The organism is Undibacterium sp. SXout7W (assembly GCF_049339385.1).
In the GTDB taxonomy this organism is placed as follows: Bacteria; Pseudomonadota; Gammaproteobacteria; order Burkholderiales; family Burkholderiaceae_D; genus Undibacterium.
In genome coordinates, this window is record NZ_JBMPPF010000019.1 from 47,192 (window position 1) to 62,980 (window position 15,789).

At 44.1% G+C, this 15,789-nt stretch carries 17 protein-coding genes and 2 tRNA genes; 7 read left to right on the plus strand and 12 right to left on the minus strand.

The genetic code is table 11. The features are described 5' to 3' along the window. The first annotated feature begins 70 nt into the window (after window positions 1-70). The 7 genes from ACO0LB_RS16585 (at window position 71) to ACO0LB_RS16615 (ending at window position 6,365) form a co-directional block, all read left to right on the plus strand. Window positions 71-526: a universal stress protein gene (locus ACO0LB_RS16585; protein ID WP_423051066.1), complete on the plus strand. Its 456-nt coding sequence runs from the start codon at window positions 71-73 to the stop codon at window positions 524-526. A 229-nt stretch (window positions 527-755) separates the two neighbouring features. Further along, entirely contained in the window at window positions 756-1,397 is a 642-nt protein-coding gene (locus ACO0LB_RS16590; RefSeq protein ID WP_423051068.1) for a response regulator, read from the plus strand. A 185-nt stretch (window positions 1,398-1,582) separates the two neighbouring features. Beyond that, window positions 1,583-1,939 (plus strand): response regulator, encoded by a 357-nt coding sequence (locus ACO0LB_RS16595; RefSeq protein WP_423051070.1) that lies wholly within the window; start codon window positions 1,583-1,585, stop codon window positions 1,937-1,939. Window positions 1,940-2,040: 101 nt separating this feature from the next. Continuing rightward, on the plus strand, window positions 2,041-2,880 hold the full coding sequence (locus ACO0LB_RS16600) for a helix-turn-helix domain-containing protein (protein ID WP_423051161.1): 840 nt from the start codon (window positions 2,041-2,043) through the stop codon (window positions 2,878-2,880). Between the two features lie 136 nt (window positions 2,881-3,016). After that, window positions 3,017-3,856, plus strand: coding sequence for a universal stress protein (locus ACO0LB_RS16605; protein ID WP_423051072.1), 840 nt, complete (start codon window positions 3,017-3,019; stop codon window positions 3,854-3,856). A gap of 183 nt (window positions 3,857-4,039) precedes the next feature. Further along, window positions 4,040-5,977 carry an MASE3 domain-containing protein gene (locus ACO0LB_RS16610; protein WP_423051074.1) on the plus strand — a complete coding sequence of 646 codons (1,938 nt, stop codon included), beginning with the start codon at window positions 4,040-4,042 and terminating at the stop codon, window positions 5,975-5,977. A gap of 70 nt (window positions 5,978-6,047) precedes the next feature. Further along, on the plus strand, window positions 6,048-6,365 hold the full coding sequence (locus tag ACO0LB_RS16615) for a flagellar basal body rod C-terminal domain-containing protein (protein WP_423051076.1): 318 nt from the start codon (window positions 6,048-6,050) through the stop codon (window positions 6,363-6,365). 36 nt (window positions 6,366-6,401) lie between these two features. On the opposite strand, the gene ACO0LB_RS16620 is transcribed toward ACO0LB_RS16615, so the two are convergent. The 12 genes from ACO0LB_RS16620 to ACO0LB_RS16675 all read right to left on the minus strand — a co-directional run bounded on the left by ACO0LB_RS16620 (window position 6,402) and on the right by ACO0LB_RS16675 (window position 15,697). Beyond that, window positions 6,402-7,187, minus strand: coding sequence for a sulfite exporter TauE/SafE family protein (locus ACO0LB_RS16620; protein ID WP_423051078.1), 786 nt, complete (start codon window positions 7,185-7,187; stop codon window positions 6,402-6,404). Window positions 7,188-7,388: 201 nt separating this feature from the next. Further along, window positions 7,389-7,646 (minus strand): hypothetical protein, encoded by a 258-nt coding sequence (locus ACO0LB_RS16625; RefSeq protein ID WP_423051080.1) that lies wholly within the window; start codon window positions 7,644-7,646, stop codon window positions 7,389-7,391. Between the two features lie 62 nt (window positions 7,647-7,708). Then, window positions 7,709-8,254 carry a FixH family protein gene (locus ACO0LB_RS16630; RefSeq protein WP_423051082.1) on the minus strand — a complete coding sequence of 182 codons (546 nt, stop codon included), beginning with the start codon at window positions 8,252-8,254 and terminating at the stop codon, window positions 7,709-7,711. A 9-nt stretch (window positions 8,255-8,263) separates the two neighbouring features. Continuing rightward, window positions 8,264-9,676 (minus strand): cytochrome c oxidase accessory protein CcoG, encoded by a 1,413-nt coding sequence (ccoG, locus tag ACO0LB_RS16635; protein ID WP_423051083.1) that lies wholly within the window; start codon window positions 9,674-9,676, stop codon window positions 8,264-8,266. 27 nt (window positions 9,677-9,703) lie between these two features. Next, window positions 9,704-10,711 (minus strand): cytochrome-c oxidase, cbb3-type subunit III, encoded by a 1,008-nt coding sequence (ccoP, locus tag ACO0LB_RS16640; protein ID WP_423051085.1) that lies wholly within the window; start codon window positions 10,709-10,711, stop codon window positions 9,704-9,706. Between the two features lie 2 nt (window positions 10,712-10,713). Continuing rightward, complete coding sequence (locus ACO0LB_RS16645; protein ID WP_423051087.1) at window positions 10,714-10,860, minus strand: cbb3-type cytochrome oxidase subunit 3; 147 nt, start codon at window positions 10,858-10,860, stop codon at window positions 10,714-10,716. 44 nt (window positions 10,861-10,904) lie between these two features. Next, on the minus strand, window positions 10,905-11,522 hold the full coding sequence (gene ccoO, locus ACO0LB_RS16650; RefSeq protein ID WP_423051089.1) for a cytochrome-c oxidase, cbb3-type subunit II: 618 nt from the start codon (window positions 11,520-11,522) through the stop codon (window positions 10,905-10,907). A gap of 27 nt (window positions 11,523-11,549) precedes the next feature. Continuing rightward, window positions 11,550-12,989: a cytochrome-c oxidase, cbb3-type subunit I gene (gene ccoN / locus ACO0LB_RS16655; protein WP_423051091.1), complete on the minus strand. Its 1,440-nt coding sequence runs from the start codon at window positions 12,987-12,989 to the stop codon at window positions 11,550-11,552. Between the two features lie 202 nt (window positions 12,990-13,191). After that, window positions 13,192-15,111 carry a SurA N-terminal domain-containing protein gene (locus tag ACO0LB_RS16660; protein WP_423051093.1) on the minus strand — a complete coding sequence of 640 codons (1,920 nt, stop codon included), beginning with the start codon at window positions 15,109-15,111 and terminating at the stop codon, window positions 13,192-13,194. A gap of 86 nt (window positions 15,112-15,197) precedes the next feature. Continuing rightward, a tRNA-Asp gene (locus ACO0LB_RS16665) sits at window positions 15,198-15,274 on the minus strand. A 24-nt stretch (window positions 15,275-15,298) separates the two neighbouring features. After that, window positions 15,299-15,374 (minus strand) — tRNA-Val (locus ACO0LB_RS16670). Between the two features lie 50 nt (window positions 15,375-15,424). Further along, window positions 15,425-15,697: an HU family DNA-binding protein gene (locus tag ACO0LB_RS16675; protein ID WP_186885834.1), complete on the minus strand. Its 273-nt coding sequence runs from the start codon at window positions 15,695-15,697 to the stop codon at window positions 15,425-15,427. Window positions 15,698-15,789 lie beyond the last annotated feature (92 nt).

Sequence of the window (15,789 nt, forward strand, 5' to 3'; positions counted from 1 at the left end):
GTAGAATAATCACAGAGAGATGAAACCGCCGCACCGCATACCTATCAATCTATCGTGAAGAGGTGTATCCATGTACAGCAAAATCCTGTTACCAACAGACGGCTCTGAATTATCCAATGCCTGCGTGACAGCTGGAATCGAGTTCGCCAAACAATTAAATGCAGAAATTGTGGCAGTTTTTGTTGCCGGCAATTATCAATATCCGATTTACGTTGATATTATCCCGCCGAATACACCGACAGAAGAAGAGTATCAAGCCGCGATGAAAGCGCTTGGTGAAAGCTATCTGGAACCATTAAAAAATATTGCCGAGCAAGCGGGCTTAAAAGTGAGTACCGTCGTCCAGTTCAATGACTCTGCCGCCAAAGAAATCGTACATACAGCTCAGCAGTATCAATGTGATCTGATTTTTATTGGCTCACATGGCAGAAGTGGTTTCGGTCAGCTGTTGTTAGGCAGTGTCACCACGAAAGTTTTATCAATGTGCCAAATTCCGGTTCTGGTTCATCGCGTCAAACATGCCTGAATATCCTTAATCTACATGTCATGGAACGGCGCCGGCAGGCTGGGTCGGCAGACGCCACTACCATGTATCCAATATCAACGTTATATTTAGCTCAGATTACAAGCAGGTGAATCAGTAGAATTTATCCCAAATATCCAGGTTTTGACCGGCACAATGTCAAGTACAATGGCGCGCATTCAACCTTTCCGTCTTTAACGAAACAACTACCCTCTGCGTTCCTCCTTAACTAATGATTCGTATTTTAATTGCTGACGATCACACTATTATGCGTGAAGGTTTAAAACGCATACTTGATGGTATCGACGATATACAAGTTGTTGCCGAAGCCATTGATGGTTTTGATACTCTGGAAAAAGTACGCGCTACAGAATTTGATGTTCTGCTCATGGATTTGTCGATGCCCGGACGTAGTGGTGTGGACCTGATTCGCCAGATCAAAGATGAGTGGCCTAAATTGCCAATTTTGATACTCACCATGCATGAGGAAGAACAATATGCAGTCAGGGCAATACGTGCTGGTGCCAGAGGCTATCTGACAAAAGAAAGCGCAGGTACACAACTAGTAACGGCCTTACGAAAGGTTGCTTCCGGACGACCGTATATCAGCATTGAAGTCGCCGAACAACTGGCCATGAATGCCATGCCTGCAGATGATAATTTGCCACATACAATGCTGTCCGACAGAGAATTTGAGGTTTTCAGTCACTTAGTCGATGGTAAATCCATCACTGAAATTGGCGACAGATTGCATCTAAGCGTGAAAACAGTCAGTACGCACAAAACCAGAATCATGCAAAAGATGAATATGAGTAATTTATCTGATCTGGTGCAGTACGCAGTAGCCCATCATTTACTGACCCCAAAAGCCTGACCCTCCTCTTCCTCTTACAGGCAACAGATTGATATCGCTTTCAACTTTACTGCCAACTAGGAATATTCCTACAATATCAGCGCCAAATCTGACAATTCAAATCAGCATTGACTGATGTAAATCAAACCGGGCAACCGTGATAATGGACACATACAAACAAACGGTGTCCAACATCCGCCCGCATCATGAATCTGTTTATCGTCGAAGACTCCTTACTGATCCAGCGTCGTCTGGTTCAGTTCGCCGAAGAAATTCCTGGCGTACATGTCATCGGGGTAGCGGCAGATATTGATAGTGCTTATCAGGGTGTTATCGGGAGTGAGACAGATGCCATGATCCTCGACATTCATCTGGGCGAAGAGAATGGCCTGCAGTTATTAAAAAGCATCAAACATAGCAAGCCTTCAGTCAAAGTGGTCGTGCTGACCAATCATGCAACAGAAGCAAACCGAATTCATGCCCTTAAAGCGGGCGCCGATGATTTCCTGGATAAGTCCACTGACTTTCAACAAATTCCAGATGTTCTTCATCGCTGGCAATAAAGATTTTCGTCTATTCATTATTTAACTATTACGCTTTTTATCAGGGGATTAACATGACTACAGCGGTGCTTTCCAATATTGCAAAAGGATCGTCAACATCCATGCAGAATGTCAATTTTGCCGTCACACCGAATGAAGCAGGATGGCGCTGTCATGGCAACCTCTGGTCTAATCTGCGCGAAATCTGCGAATTATTGCGTATTCCTGCCCCAGCAGCATCAGCGGATGAAGAATCACTGTTTCAGCATGTACGCTTCAAAGCCGGACAACGTATCCATACGATTGGCCAAAGTTTCGATACCCTGTATATCGTTAATTCAGGCTTTCTGAAAACAGTACTGATTGATGAATATGGCAATGAGCAAGTGCTGAGCTTCCCAATGAAGGGCGACTTACTTGGAATTGATGGAATCCACAATCAACATCACGCATCAGAGGCTGTTGCGCTCTCCGATTGCGATATTATTCTGCTGCCTTATAAAACATTTTCCACATTGGGCCGGACTTACATTGAACTCGAGCAAGCCATGTTCAACGTCATGAGTCGTGAATTAGTACGTGAACAGTTAATGATTGGCATGCTCAGTGCACTCAGTGCAGAAGCCAAGGTTGCACGCTTTCTGATCAATTTGGGAGAGCGTTTCAGCCAACTTGGTTACTCAGGAAAATCGTTTAACTTGCGTATGACACGCCATGAAATCGGTAGCTATCTGGGACTGACTCTGGAAACCGTCAGCCGCACATTATCTGCCTTCAACGAAATGGGATTTATCAGTGTTGATCAAAGAGAGATTTGCTTGTTGGATACAACAGCATTAAAAACTCTGCGCCGCCTCCCTCCTGCAAAAGCACGCAGCAAAGTCAGTGAAAAAGTATCTGCCTTGGTTGGTAAAAATTTACTGCCTCAGTGGGGTAATGAAGTTGCAGCAGTTCTGAACTAGTGTAAGCTAAACAAGTGTTCGACAACTTTACCAAAAGCGGGTTGAGCAAAACGTAATACTTCGGATCTTCTTCAGAAGAAGCCAGTCAGCCGGATCTGGCGCTTACTATATTGAAACGATTGCAAGGAGCACATACATGGCATACAAGACCGTACTCGTACATATTGACGAATCCGCACGCTCTGATTTCAGAGTGAAAATTGCGGCTGAGATCGCGAAAGCCGATAATGCCCATCTGCTGGGTACCGCAGTCACCGGAGTATCCCGTTTCATATATCAAGATGGAAATATCAGTGCAAGTGATCCTAATCTGACAATTCATCTGAATTTTCTAAAAGAGCGAGCAGAACGTGCTGTCGCCAACTTTAATAAATTAGTACAAGAAACAGGCGTGAGTTCTTACGAAAGTGCTATCGCCAACGACGAAGCAGGCGGTGGTATTGGCCTGCAAGCACGATATAGTGACTTGGTCGTGATAGGACAAACTAATCGCGACGAACCATCACCGTCAGTATTACCCGACTTTCCTGAATATCTGGTCATGAACTCAGGACGCCCTGTATTGATCGTTCCTTACACCGGTGATTTTACGACTGTAGGTAAGCGTCCATTGATTTCATGGGATGCCAGTCGCGAAGCAACCCGGGCATTGACTGATGCAATCCCTCTGCTTAAACAAGCAGAATTAGTACAAGTCGCGATTTTCAATCCGAAAGCAACGCCAGATGCGCATGGCGATCAACCGGGTGCGGACATCGCCCTTTATCTGGCGCGTCACGGTATTAAAGTCGAAGTGTCAGTACACAAAACATCGACCGATATTGGCAATGCGCTGCTCTCACTCTCCAATGATCTGGACAGCGATATGCTGGTCATGGGTGGCTACGGGCATTCAAGGTTCAGAGAAATGATTATGGGTGGCGTGACCAGAACGATTTTGGAAAGTATGACCGTTCCAGTACTCATGTCACACTGATCGATCGCACTTATACCTAGATATTGAAGCACCATAGCTCCGCTCTTCATTCAACGTAATTAATAAATGGCATTCTTTTTTGAATGCCATTTTCTTTTGGTTACGGGACGCCAAAGGCATGGCACTACATAAACAAGATAAAATGCCGGGCTTACTTCCGCTCTTGCATTGCTACTCATCATCATGGATACCGACCAAAAACTGGCACGTGCACGTATCGCAGCTGCGATATTATTGATTCTTTCCGGCGTACTCTGGATGAATCAACAACAATTGACAGAATTCAGGGTGTCCACACCGCTTCCTCTGCATACTGCATTGGAGACTATGACGATAGTCATATTTACTTCCGTATTTATCGTCTGCTGGAATGCATTTGGGGACTCAAGAAAAAAAAGTAGTGTCATCCTAGCTGTTGCCTTTCTCTGTACTGCCATTCTGGGGTTTTTCCATGCTGTCAGTTTTCAGGGCATGCCCGGGTTTGAGAGTGCGGAAGACATGCATAAGTCATTATCTTTCTGGCTGCTTTCCCGCTCTTTGGTTGCAACCACATTGCTCGGACTCGCGCTCGACCCACAAGATTCGGCAATCAGCGACAGACAAGCGTATACATTGCTACTAACAGGATTAAGCCTGACTGCAGCTTGGATCTTGGTCATCTTTAAATTCCCTCATCTACTGCCATTGACCTATATTGAGGGCGAGGGACAAACAACATTTAAAATCAGCTGTGAAGCCGCACTGATCGGCATCAATATATATACGGCATTTCAGTTGCATCAACATGCGATGCAATTTCAATTCGACAAAACAGCAGAGCATCTTCATATCGATCGCACGCCTTTGTTTTTAGCAAGTGCAATGATGGCGATGTCCGAAGTCTACTTTTCGCTTTATGTAGAGACCAGTGACGTCAACATCGTAATCGGACACCTGTTTCAGCTATTTTCTGCTATCGCGATTTATCGCAGCATGGTCGCTGTCAATATTCATACTCCCTATGAAAATCTAGCAAAAACCAGCATACATCTTGCAAAATCCGCGGAAGAATTAGCATTGCAACGACAACGGCTCACTCGTATGATCGATACAGCCATTGATGGAATCATCACCATCAACGAAAAACAAGACATCATCCTGATTAATCCTGCTGCTGCCACGATATTTGGCTATGAAGTCGATGCATTACTCGGTGCGTCATTGAATGATGTGATACCTGCACGCCATCGTCATTCTCATGGCTCACACGTTACCAAATTTGGTCAGACTGGTGTGACACGCCGTAAGATGGGCGATGATTATGAGGATTTTTACGTGACTGGCTTACGCTCAAATGGCGATGAATTTCCCATTGAAGCCTCTATCTCCAGCCAATTAGAAAATGGATTACGTTATTACACTGTCATTTTTCGGGACATCACTGAAAGAAAAGTCGCCAAACAAAAAATGGCTGCCTATCACGAACAACTAAGCCAACTATCATCAACACTCCAAAGCATACGGGAAGAAGAGCGTAAATATATTGCTCGCGAATTACATGATGATCTGGGTCAGTTGCTCGCTGCTTTGCGCATGGACTTATCGTTATTACAAAGAGATACCACGCTAACTGGAAAATCCCAGCAAACGATCAACAGTATGGATCAACTCATTCTGACTGCCATCACTACTTTGCGCAGGATTGCGAGTGATTTGCGCCCGCGTGCACTGGATGAAGGGGGACTCTATTTTGCCTTGCAAACACTGCAAAAAGAATTCTCTTATCGCCATGGTATAGATTGCGAATTAATCGCCTCTGAAGAGTTATTAACTCTAGACGATGCACGTAGCACAGCTATTTTTCGCATAGTTCAGGAATCTCTGACGAATGTAGCAAGACACGCTAACGCCAGCGAGGTTCAAATTGAATTTTCCCAATCCACACAGAAAATACGATTTACGATTACTGACAATGGCAAAGGTATAGACGAAGATGATATGCACAAATCGCGCTCATTTGGCTTGGTAGGCATGCGAGAACGCATTAAAGCATTATCCGGAGAGTTTTTAGTTGAAAGCTCACCGGGAGAAGGAACCAAACTGGATATTCAAATACCAGTAATTGATGAACAATTGAATTGAAACACCGCTTGCCCTTGCTAAATTCAAGTGTAAACTAGGCAAATAGAGAATATTTTCTGGGATAGCGTATATGTCAATATCAGCATTAAATACTGGCTTGTCCGGTCTAAAAGCGTATGAACGGGCACTGGATAGTTCGGCACACAATGTTGCCAATACCAATACAGCCAACTTTTCTCCCGAAAATGTGAGTTTTCAGGAATCCAATACTGGGGGGGTTGTCGCCAACATCAGTCGTGAAGGTTTGGCAGCGGCATCGGCAAGTGGTACAGATTTGAATACAGAAACCGTAAAATCATTGGAGTACAAAGCTGGCTTTGATGTTTCTGCAAAACTGGTGAAAACTGCTGATGAGGTTCTTGGTACTCTCATCAATATCAAAGCATAAATATCAGGTATATATCGGTATATCGAAACAAAAATATTAGGTAACCGGTGTAACGCATAAAAAATCTGGCATCCCCTTCATATCAAAATACCAGAGTCCTATCAGTCCAATACCAATCAAAAATAGCGCACAAACCTTACGCAGTAAGGATGACGCTTTTTTTTGCATACCAGATGTGAACAAAGTCTGCGCAAACAACAGATGCGGTAATGCAGCAATACCAAACAAGAACATCAACACCGCACCGGATATTGCACTCCCAGATAACAACGCAAATGGCGCAACGGTGTACAGTAGCCCACAGGGCAGACATCCCCAGCTCATACCCAATAAAAATGGATATCGACTTCCCCTCCTCAGTGCAGGCAAAAAGGAATGTACAAACCCCAAAAAGCGATCGGTAAATTGATGCAACATGGGAAATTTCAATGAAATTTCCAGCAAACGCAAACCTAGAAAAATTAAGGCTAAGTTACCGAGTACAAAAAAAATTTGCTGCAAAGGCAACGCTGCTTTGAATAGCATACCAGCTGCACCAAATGAACCAAATAACGCACCTATCAACATATAAGTGAAGATACGACCACTTTGCAGCATGAGCGTATAACTCCAAGTATTGGATACCCAGCCGTAAGAAGATGGCAGTAGCTCTCTTGTTGCTGCCTGTATTTTTATTGGGATAGTTTTATTATGTTGCGTAGATAAATGATCCTGACCGGCCTTAGTCAGCATGGACGAGATACCACCGCACATTCCAACACAATGAATACCACCAGCCAGACCTGCACTCACTGCAGCCAGCACTAAAGGTAAGGTCAGCATGATTCACATAAGTTGATAAAAGAAGCCGAGCCTGGTTTGACTCGAATGAAGCCAGGATAACTTATTGGTAAACAAATAGTTCAATCACTGTCGGCGGAAGTAAATACGTAAGGCAATAGGATCATCACCATCAGCAAAATTGTGATAAAAATACTGGAAATCAATATATTTCCAGTATTTACCAAGAACACTGCAAAAAAATCAATGCGCTTTTCTCACCAGCAAAGCAGTGAGGCCACTAGAGAGAATTCCCAATAACCAAAATGCAAAAAACCCTACCGTGTAAGCACCAGTAATATGAATTTGTATGCGCTCATCGAGAACAATCAACTCCATCGGGTCAACCAAACTAAAAAACAAACCTGTCGCCGCGCATGCCATCAGGAATGAAGGCCAGAGAACGATCATTAACATCGGACGCAATAGTACGTTTTTTTGTGCAGAAATATTATTTTCCAAATCCCGTCCCCCTTCTAGTGATTATTCAACCGATCATCCAGCATTGCGCGGGAAAAGGAAGCTTATTTTTCCGCAGTCAGTTGTTTTGACTTTTGTTCCGGCTCAAACCAGTCGCCTGTTAAACGCCATGCCGTAGTTTCGAGTTTGATATGAAATAATTTAACAGAACTAGATGCTAAGCTAGAGAATATTTTAAATTCTCCCTCATAATTTCTAGGACTAGTTTGTTTCAACGATAAACGATGAACAACTTCGGTCACTGAATTATGATCAGGAACTGCATTCGCAAGACTTAATTGCACGGTTTCCGGTAAAACACCATCGCCGGTAAGTTTCAGTTTGATCTTTGACTCCACAGGATCCAGCATAAGATTCGCAGACAAGTGCAACTCTCTGGCTCTTGCGTCACGCTGAATGTCTTTATTAATCATCAGACCTTGCTTGTAATAATCTTCAGCGACAACTTTATCTGCACCACCAAAAGCAACGAAACCTGTGTACAAACTAGCACACACGACAACCAATGGGCCGCCTGCAACCAACAATAACCATGGTTCTTTAAACCATGCGTCTTTTTTGTGCTTCTGCGGCATTAATGCGACACTCATCAACTTCTCCTATCTTGGTACTATAAACACTGCTTTTTCTGTCACAGTAATATCAGGTGCATCTAAATCTTTGACTATAAAGCGAATGCGATTAGAACCAGTTTCTAACACGCTCGCCGGTATCTGTACTCTCAGTGGGAAGGCTTTGGTCGTTGCAGCAGCAACACTCAGATCCGCATTATTGATGATTACTGAACCAGATGGTGCCTTCAGCGTAACACTATAACGGCGCGGACTTTCTTGCGTGTTCATTACCTGTAAGCGATATACATTTTCAATCGCACCAGTTTCAGTAATTTTTGGCATGCCTCGATCACGCAAGACATCCACTTTTAAGGGCATGTGATAAGCAAGCGACATTGCTGCCGCAAGAATGATCAAACCAAGAATCGCACCATAAATCAAGGTTCGCAAACGGAATACCCTCTTCCACATAGCCTGATTATCCAGATTACGTGTCAGCGCATGTTCAGTTGTATAACGGATTAATCCACGCTCATAGCCCATTTTATCCATCACCTGATCGCAACCATCAATGCAGGCACCGCAAGCAATACATTCGTATTGCAACCCATTGCGAATATCAATTCCTGTCGGACATACCTGGACACAAATGCCGCAATCGACACAAGAGCCCAGCCCCTGTGCTTTATAGTCTACTTTTTTATTACGTGAGCCGCGTGGATCACCACGAGCCGTATCATACGTAACGATTAGCGTGTCCTTATCAAACATTGCACTCTGAAAGCGTGCATAAGGACACATATATTTGCACACCTGTTCGCGCATCCAACCAGCATTGCCGTAAGTGGCAAAACCATAAAACAGGAACCAGAAAGTTTCCCACGGACCCAGAGTAAAAGAGCCAACCTCAATCGCTAACTGACGTATTGGCGTAAAGTAGCCAACAAAGGTAAATCCGGTCCAGAGAGCGAGGACAATCCAGATAAAATGTTTAATAAATTTCAGTGAAAACTTCCGCACAGACATTGGTGCAGAATCAAGTTTCATGCGCGCGTTACGATCGCCTTCGACTTTACCCTCTATCCAGAGAAATAATTCAGTATAGACCGTTTGTGGGCAAGCGTAACCACAGAACAAACGTCCGGCAATCGCTGTAAATAGAAATAAACTCAGCGCAGAGATGACCAACAAAATGGCAAGATAAATGAAATCCTGCGGCCATAATACCAGCCCAAAAATATAAAATTTCCGGGTAATTAAATCAAATAAAACTGCCTGCCTGTCGTTCCAGGTAAGCCAGGCAGTTCCATAAAATAGCACTTGAGTAAAAAACACCAATACCCAGCGCCAGGAAGAAAACCAGCCCTTTTGCGCACGAGGATAAATCTTCTTACGCTCTTCAAATAGTGCAAGCTCTGCTTCTTCGATCGGCACTTGGATAATGGGGATATGCTTCATTGTATTTCTTCGTATTTCTATGTTTTCTTACTTGGCAGAAGCACTGACATCGGTAGATGACGCTGTTGTCGCAATCTGATTAACAGCAGCTGCATCCGCACCTGAAACTTGCACGTTAGAGCTATTAGACAGACTCCAAACGTAAGCAGCTAACAGATGAATTTTACCTTCAGACAAAATTGTCTTATGAGCAGGCATCTGATTATTGCGACCTTTGTTAATCGTTTCCATGACAGTATTGATGTCACCGCCATACAACCATGTTTTATCACTCAGGTTAGGCGCACCAATTGCTTGATTACCTTTGCCTTCTATGCCATGGCAGGCTGCACATGCTGCAAACTTTGGCTTACCAAGCGCGGCCTTAATTGGATCATGCGCAGAATTAGACAAGCTCAACACATAATTTGCAACGTTACGAACATCATCGTCACTACCAACTACAGCACCCATTGGAGGCATCTGACCATGACGACCTTCAGTAATCGTCGTTTTAATCGTTTGCGGGTCGCCACCATACAACCAGTCACTGTCTGCCAGATTTGGATAGCCTTTACCACCTTGCGCGTCAGAACCATGGCACTGTGCGCAGGTATTCAAAAATAAACGCTGACCAATTTCATGTGCCTGTGCATCTTTAGCAACTGCTTTCAGATCCATTGCCAGGTATTTGTTAAAAATCGGACCATACTGTGCTTCACCATCCTTCATTTCTTTTTCGTATGCTCCAACCTGACTCCAGCCAAAACTTCCCTGACGTGTGCCAAATCCTGGATAGACAATTAAATAACCAATACTGTAAATAATTGTCAAGTAAAACAACCACATCCACCACTTAGGCAGAGGGTTGTTTTGCTCCATCAGATCACCATCCCATACGTGACCAGTTGTCTCTGCTGGTAATGGTTTACCGTCAGTCCCAATTTTTACTTTAACCTTGGATTGTGACCACAATAACAGGGCACATGCAAGGATACCAAAAGCGACGATCGCGGCAATTGCGAATCCCCACCATTCATTAAAAAAATCTGCCATGACTATTTTCCATTCTCATTATCAATTGGCAAGCGAGCCAGTTCCTCGAAACGCTCTTTATTTTCGGAACTAAACGCCCAATATATGATGCCTAAAAAAACGAAGAGGCTAATCACTGTCACTACACTGCTGAGTATTGTGAAGTTCATCTTTTTTCCTTCCGAAAAAGCGATCCAGTCAAGGATCGCTTACCTTAATTTTTGTTCTTAATTGCAGTACCAAGAACCTGCAGGTACGAAATCAAGGCATCCAATTCCGTTTTATTAGCGAGTTCAGCAGCGCCGTTCTTCACTTGCTCATCTGTATAAGGAACACCGAGCGTTTTCATCGCTTTCAATTTAGGAACAATTTCATCCGGATTCAACGCTGTTTTGCCAAGCCATGGATATGCAGGCATATTTGACTCCACCACTACGGAACGTGGATCGGTCAGATGATCTTTATGCCACGTATCACTGTAGCGTCCACCAACACGCGCCAGATCTGGGCCTGTACGCTTACTGCCCCATTGGAACGGATGATCGTAGACAGATTCACCAGCAACGGAATAGTGACCATAGCGTTCGGTTTCAGCACGGAAAGGACGAATCATCTGAGAGTGGCAACCATAGCAACCTTCTCTCAAATAAATATCGCGACCTGCCAGTTGCAATGGTGTGTATGGCTGCATTCCCTGAACGGGCTGTGTTGTTGACTTTTGGAAAAACAATGGAACGATCTCTACCAGACCACCAAAGCTGATTGTCAAAATAACCAACACCAGCAACAGCCCCACGTTTCGCTCAATCAGATCATGAGTAAAATTACGCATCAAATTTCTCCTGTTGATTTCTCTGATTTATGCATGAGCGGACGAAGCGGCCAATGCAGGAATCGCATTATTGGCTGGCTTTGCTGCCATCAGTGTTTTTGCCACGTTGTATGCCATCACCAGCATGCCGCTCAGATACAGTGCACCACCAGACATACGGATAACATAGTAAGGATAAGTTGCCTTAACAGTTTCAACAAATGAATACGTCAAAGTACCGTCTTCATTCACTGCGCGCCACATCAATCCTTGCATCACACCGGCAATCCACATGGAAGCGATATAAAGCACAACGCCAATAGTCGCCACCCAGAAATGGATTTCGATTAAACGCTTACTGTACATTTCCGTTTGACCAAACAAACGTGGAATCAGATAGTAGAGACTACCAATCGAAATAAAACCAACCCAACCCAAAGCACCGGAGTGAACGTGACCTACTGTCCAGTCAGTGTAGTGCGATAAAGCATTCACTGTCTTGATCGCCATCATAGGACCTTCAAAAGTAGACATACCATAGAAGGACAAAGACACAATCAGGAAGCGCAGAATTGGATCAGAACGCAGCTTGCTCCATGCACCAGACAAAGTCATGATGCCGTTGACCATACCACCCCATGATGGTGCCAGCAAAATCAGAGAGAACACCATACCGATAGACTGTGCCCAATCAGGTAAAGCTGTGTAGTGCAAGTGATGCGGACCCGCCCACATGTATGTAAAAATCAACGCCCAGAAGTGAACAATCGATAAACGATAAGAATACACAGGGCGTTCAATTTGCTTAGGAATGAAGTAGTACATCATACCCAAGAAGCCCGCAGTCAGGAAGAAACCGACCGCATTATGTCCATACCACCACTGAACCATCGCGTCTTGTACGCCAGAGTACGCAGAGTACGATTTCATAAATGAAACTGGCATCGCTGCACTGTTGACTATATGCAACACAGCAACGGCGATAATGAAGGCGCCATAAAACCAGTTTGCAACGTAAATATGCTCCACTTTACGCTTGACCAGAGTGCCAAAGAAAACAACGGCATAAGCGACCCAGACGACAGCGATCAGCAAATCGATAGGCCATTCGAGTTCAGCATACTCTTTACCTTGGGTATAACCCAAAGGCAAAGAAACGACAGCCGCCACGATGACTAATTGCCATCCCCAGAAAGTAAATTCAGCTAATGCATCCGAAAACAAACGCACGTTAGAAGTACGCTGAACAACGTAGTACGATGTTGCCATTAACGCACAGCCACCAAATGCAAAAATGACCGCATTTGTATGTAAAGGCCGCAAACGACCGTAACTGAGCCAGGGAATACCGGTTAAAAATTCTGGCCAGGCAAGTTGAGAAGCAATTACCACGCCGACTAGCATGCCAATTACACCCCAAACCACTGCCATGACAGAAAATTGGCGTACAACCCGATAGTTGTATGTGTTTTCTTTAGTTATCGTCATGATCTCACTCTGTTATAAAAATACACTGCAAGAATAACAACCGCACCGTAGCGCTACATTGATTCAAATCAAATCTTACCGGATTCACACCCCACCCAAACCACATGGCAAGTTTAGCAAGAATAACCATAAACCTTGCTAAGTGCAAAAAAAATGGCACTCAATAGTGCCATTTTTAAAATCACAAATAAAAAAACGTAAATTATGGAGCGCTTACGGCAGCAGTTGATATTGCCGGTTTATTGATTGTTACTTTAGAACGAGCCTTCAAAGCCTCAATATAAGTAAACGCCTCCTGTTGTGAAACAATACTTTTTATTTGTTTCAGTTCCCCCGCACGAGCTGCCTGATCAGGAACGCCAGCCATTACCTTGCCGATACGATAAATCGTGTAAGAATCAATGCCATCAGAGACACCGACAAAGGCTGGTAGCTTTTGTGTATCAGCCTTGAGAATTTCTGCTAATGCTTTAGGCGACACTCCTTGGCTTTTGGCTTTTGACACAACTTTCAGATCAGAAAAACCTTGTGTTGCATCCTGCGCTTTTAAAGCAGCCAATTTTGCAAGCCCATCCTTCGTCGCCAGTGACTCAGCTTCAGTCTGTGTAAGGCGAGTGGAAATAACACTCTTCACCTCATCAAAAGGACGTTTACTAACGGCTTTATACTCAAGAACACGACCAACAATTAGCGTATTTGGAGCAACTTCAATTGCTTCTGTATTATGCTTTTTCTTGACAGCCTCATCAGAGAAAATAGCTTTCAAGAATTTTGCATTATTTGTTAATACGCCAGCGGGAATAGCAGGATTAATCTGTTTACCCAGTGAATTGACTGTCTCAATCTTTAATTTAAATTTATCAGCTAATGGTTTAAGGCTATCCGGCTGCTCATAAGCAATATTACCGAAAGATTCCGCGGCATCTTTATATGCTTTTGCCGCTTTTTGCCTTTGAATATCCGCGATGATTTGAGACTTCACTTCATCCAGAGCTTTAACCGCAGCAGGCTTCACAGCAGTTAACTGTATGATATGAAATCCGAAGTCAGACTGAATCACGTCACTGATTTCACCCACTTTTAATTTATACGCAGCATCCTCAAAGGACTTGACCATCATCCCCTTACTAAAGAAATCCAGATCCCCTCCCCGCTCTGCTGAACCTGGATCCTGTGAATTTTCTTTTGCCAATTTAGCAAATGTCGTTGGATTTTTACGTAAGTCTGACAGCAATGATTCTGCCTTGCCTTTTGCTTTAGATTTTTCAGCATCAGAAGCCTCTTTTTTCACACCGATCAAAATGTGACTGGCACGACGTTGTTCATCTGTGCTGTAGGTCTTCTTATTTTGCTCGTAAAACGATTGAATATCAGACTCGGACACCGTAGTCTGAGAAGCCAAAGCATCATTACTCAACACCACGTATTCAGCTTTGATTTGCTCAGGAATTTCAAACTGCGCAGCATTTTTTTCGTAATATGCTTTCAGCATTTCGTCCGTAATTTTTACCTGAGGAATGTAACTCGCTGTTTTGAATGTCAGAGCGCTGACTTCGCGCTCTTGCTCATTAATCAACATTAAACGTTCAGCCACAAGCTTGGGAATAAATGATGTTCCCTGAACTGCGTTCAACAATTGTTGCAACACCATATCTTGGCGCAAACGCTGCTCATACATCGGCGGAGTCATACCTTGAGCAGCCAGAGAAGCCTTGTAATTTTCAACATCGAAACTACCATCAGGCTTTGTCAGACCCGGCGTCGCCAGAATGCTTTGCTGCAAAGTCTGATCTGTCACAGTTAAATTGGTACGTGCGACTTCCGCAGCAATAGCCTTACGAGCGATCAACTCATCAAGGATTTCCTGCCGAGCCATGGGCGTGTTTAGCATCTTGGAATCAAATTGAGGACCATACATCTGCCTGAATCTATTCAACTGATCACGTAACGTGGCATCAAACTCTTGCTGAGTAATTGATTGTCCAGCGACTGTTGCCACGACATCCTCACCACCGCGGGAGCGTGTATAGCTCTCAATACCAAAAAATGCAAACGATGGAAAAATAATCAGCAATAATAAAAATTGCATTAAGCGCTGATGGGTACGGATATATTCAAACATGCTCAACCGATCGTATGACTAAGAATGACAACAATAAATTTACAAATACAAAAAAAGGCGAACTTTCGTTCGCCTTTTCGGTTTTCTGGCGGAGCGGACGGGGCTCGAACCCGCGACCCCCGGCGTGACAGGCCGGTATTCTAACCAACTGAACTACCACTCCTTTTGTACTGCCATGTTTGTTGAATGGTGGGCGCTGAGAGGCTCGAACTCCCGACCTAAGCCTTGTAAGGGCTCCGCTCTACCAACTGAGCTAAGCGCCCCATCACACCAACAAATGCTGCAGCGCTAGTCACCGCGCTACAGAAGTGCATTAGTTTACAGCATCTTTCAATGCTTTGCCAGGTTTAAATTTAGGAACCTTGGCTGCCTTGATTTTAATTGCTTCGCCAGTACGTGGATTACGGCCAGTTCTTGCTGCACGCTTACCTACAGAAAAAGTACCAAAACCGACCAGTGTCACGGTTCCATTTTTCTTCAAGGTTGTTTTGACCGCGCCAATCAATGCGTCCAGAGCGCGCGACGAAGCTGCCTTAGAAATATCCGCTGTTTTCGCAATATGATCGATTAACTCAGTTTTATTCACTTATAGCCCCCTCACAAAAATTTGAATTTCGCGACGATGTATTCGATTAGTTTCTTGGTCGTGCATCTATCACGGCAAGCAGGAAATCTGCA

What these genes read in the sequence shown, in the direction of transcription:
- ACO0LB_RS16585 (WP_423051066.1), top strand. Translation starts at nt 71, where the DNA reads ATGTACAGCAAAATCCTGTTACCAACAGACGGCTCTGAATTATCCAAT.
- ACO0LB_RS16590 (WP_423051068.1), top strand. Translation starts at nt 756, where the DNA reads ATGATTCGTATTTTAATTGCTGACGATCACACTATTATGCGTGAAGGT.
- ACO0LB_RS16595 (WP_423051070.1), top strand. Translation starts at nt 1,583, where the DNA reads ATGAATCTGTTTATCGTCGAAGACTCCTTACTGATCCAGCGTCGTCTG.
- ACO0LB_RS16600 (WP_423051161.1), top strand. Translation starts at nt 2,041, where the DNA reads ATGCAGAATGTCAATTTTGCCGTCACACCGAATGAAGCAGGATGGCGC.
- ACO0LB_RS16605 (WP_423051072.1), top strand. Translation starts at nt 3,017, where the DNA reads ATGGCATACAAGACCGTACTCGTACATATTGACGAATCCGCACGCTCT.
- ACO0LB_RS16610 (WP_423051074.1), top strand. Translation starts at nt 4,040, where the DNA reads ATGGATACCGACCAAAAACTGGCACGTGCACGTATCGCAGCTGCGATA.
- ACO0LB_RS16615 (WP_423051076.1), top strand. Translation starts at nt 6,048, where the DNA reads ATGTCAATATCAGCATTAAATACTGGCTTGTCCGGTCTAAAAGCGTAT.
- ACO0LB_RS16620 (WP_423051078.1), bottom strand. Translation starts at nt 7,187, where the DNA reads ATGCTGACCTTACCTTTAGTGCTGGCTGCAGTGAGTGCAGGTCTGGCT.
- ACO0LB_RS16630 (WP_423051082.1), bottom strand. Translation starts at nt 8,254, where the DNA reads ATGAGTGTCGCATTAATGCCGCAGAAGCACAAAAAAGACGCATGGTTT.
- ccoG (WP_423051083.1), bottom strand. Translation starts at nt 9,676, where the DNA reads ATGAAGCATATCCCCATTATCCAAGTGCCGATCGAAGAAGCAGAGCTT.
- ccoP (WP_423051085.1), bottom strand. Translation starts at nt 10,711, where the DNA reads ATGGCAGATTTTTTTAATGAATGGTGGGGATTCGCAATTGCCGCGATC.
- ACO0LB_RS16645 (WP_423051087.1), bottom strand. Translation starts at nt 10,860, where the DNA reads ATGAACTTCACAATACTCAGCAGTGTAGTGACAGTGATTAGCCTCTTC.
- ccoO (WP_423051089.1), bottom strand. Translation starts at nt 11,522, where the DNA reads ATGCGTAATTTTACTCATGATCTGATTGAGCGAAACGTGGGGCTGTTG.
- ccoN (WP_423051091.1), bottom strand. Translation starts at nt 12,989, where the DNA reads ATGACGATAACTAAAGAAAACACATACAACTATCGGGTTGTACGCCAA.
- ACO0LB_RS16660 (WP_423051093.1), bottom strand. Translation starts at nt 15,111, where the DNA reads ATGTTTGAATATATCCGTACCCATCAGCGCTTAATGCAATTTTTATTA.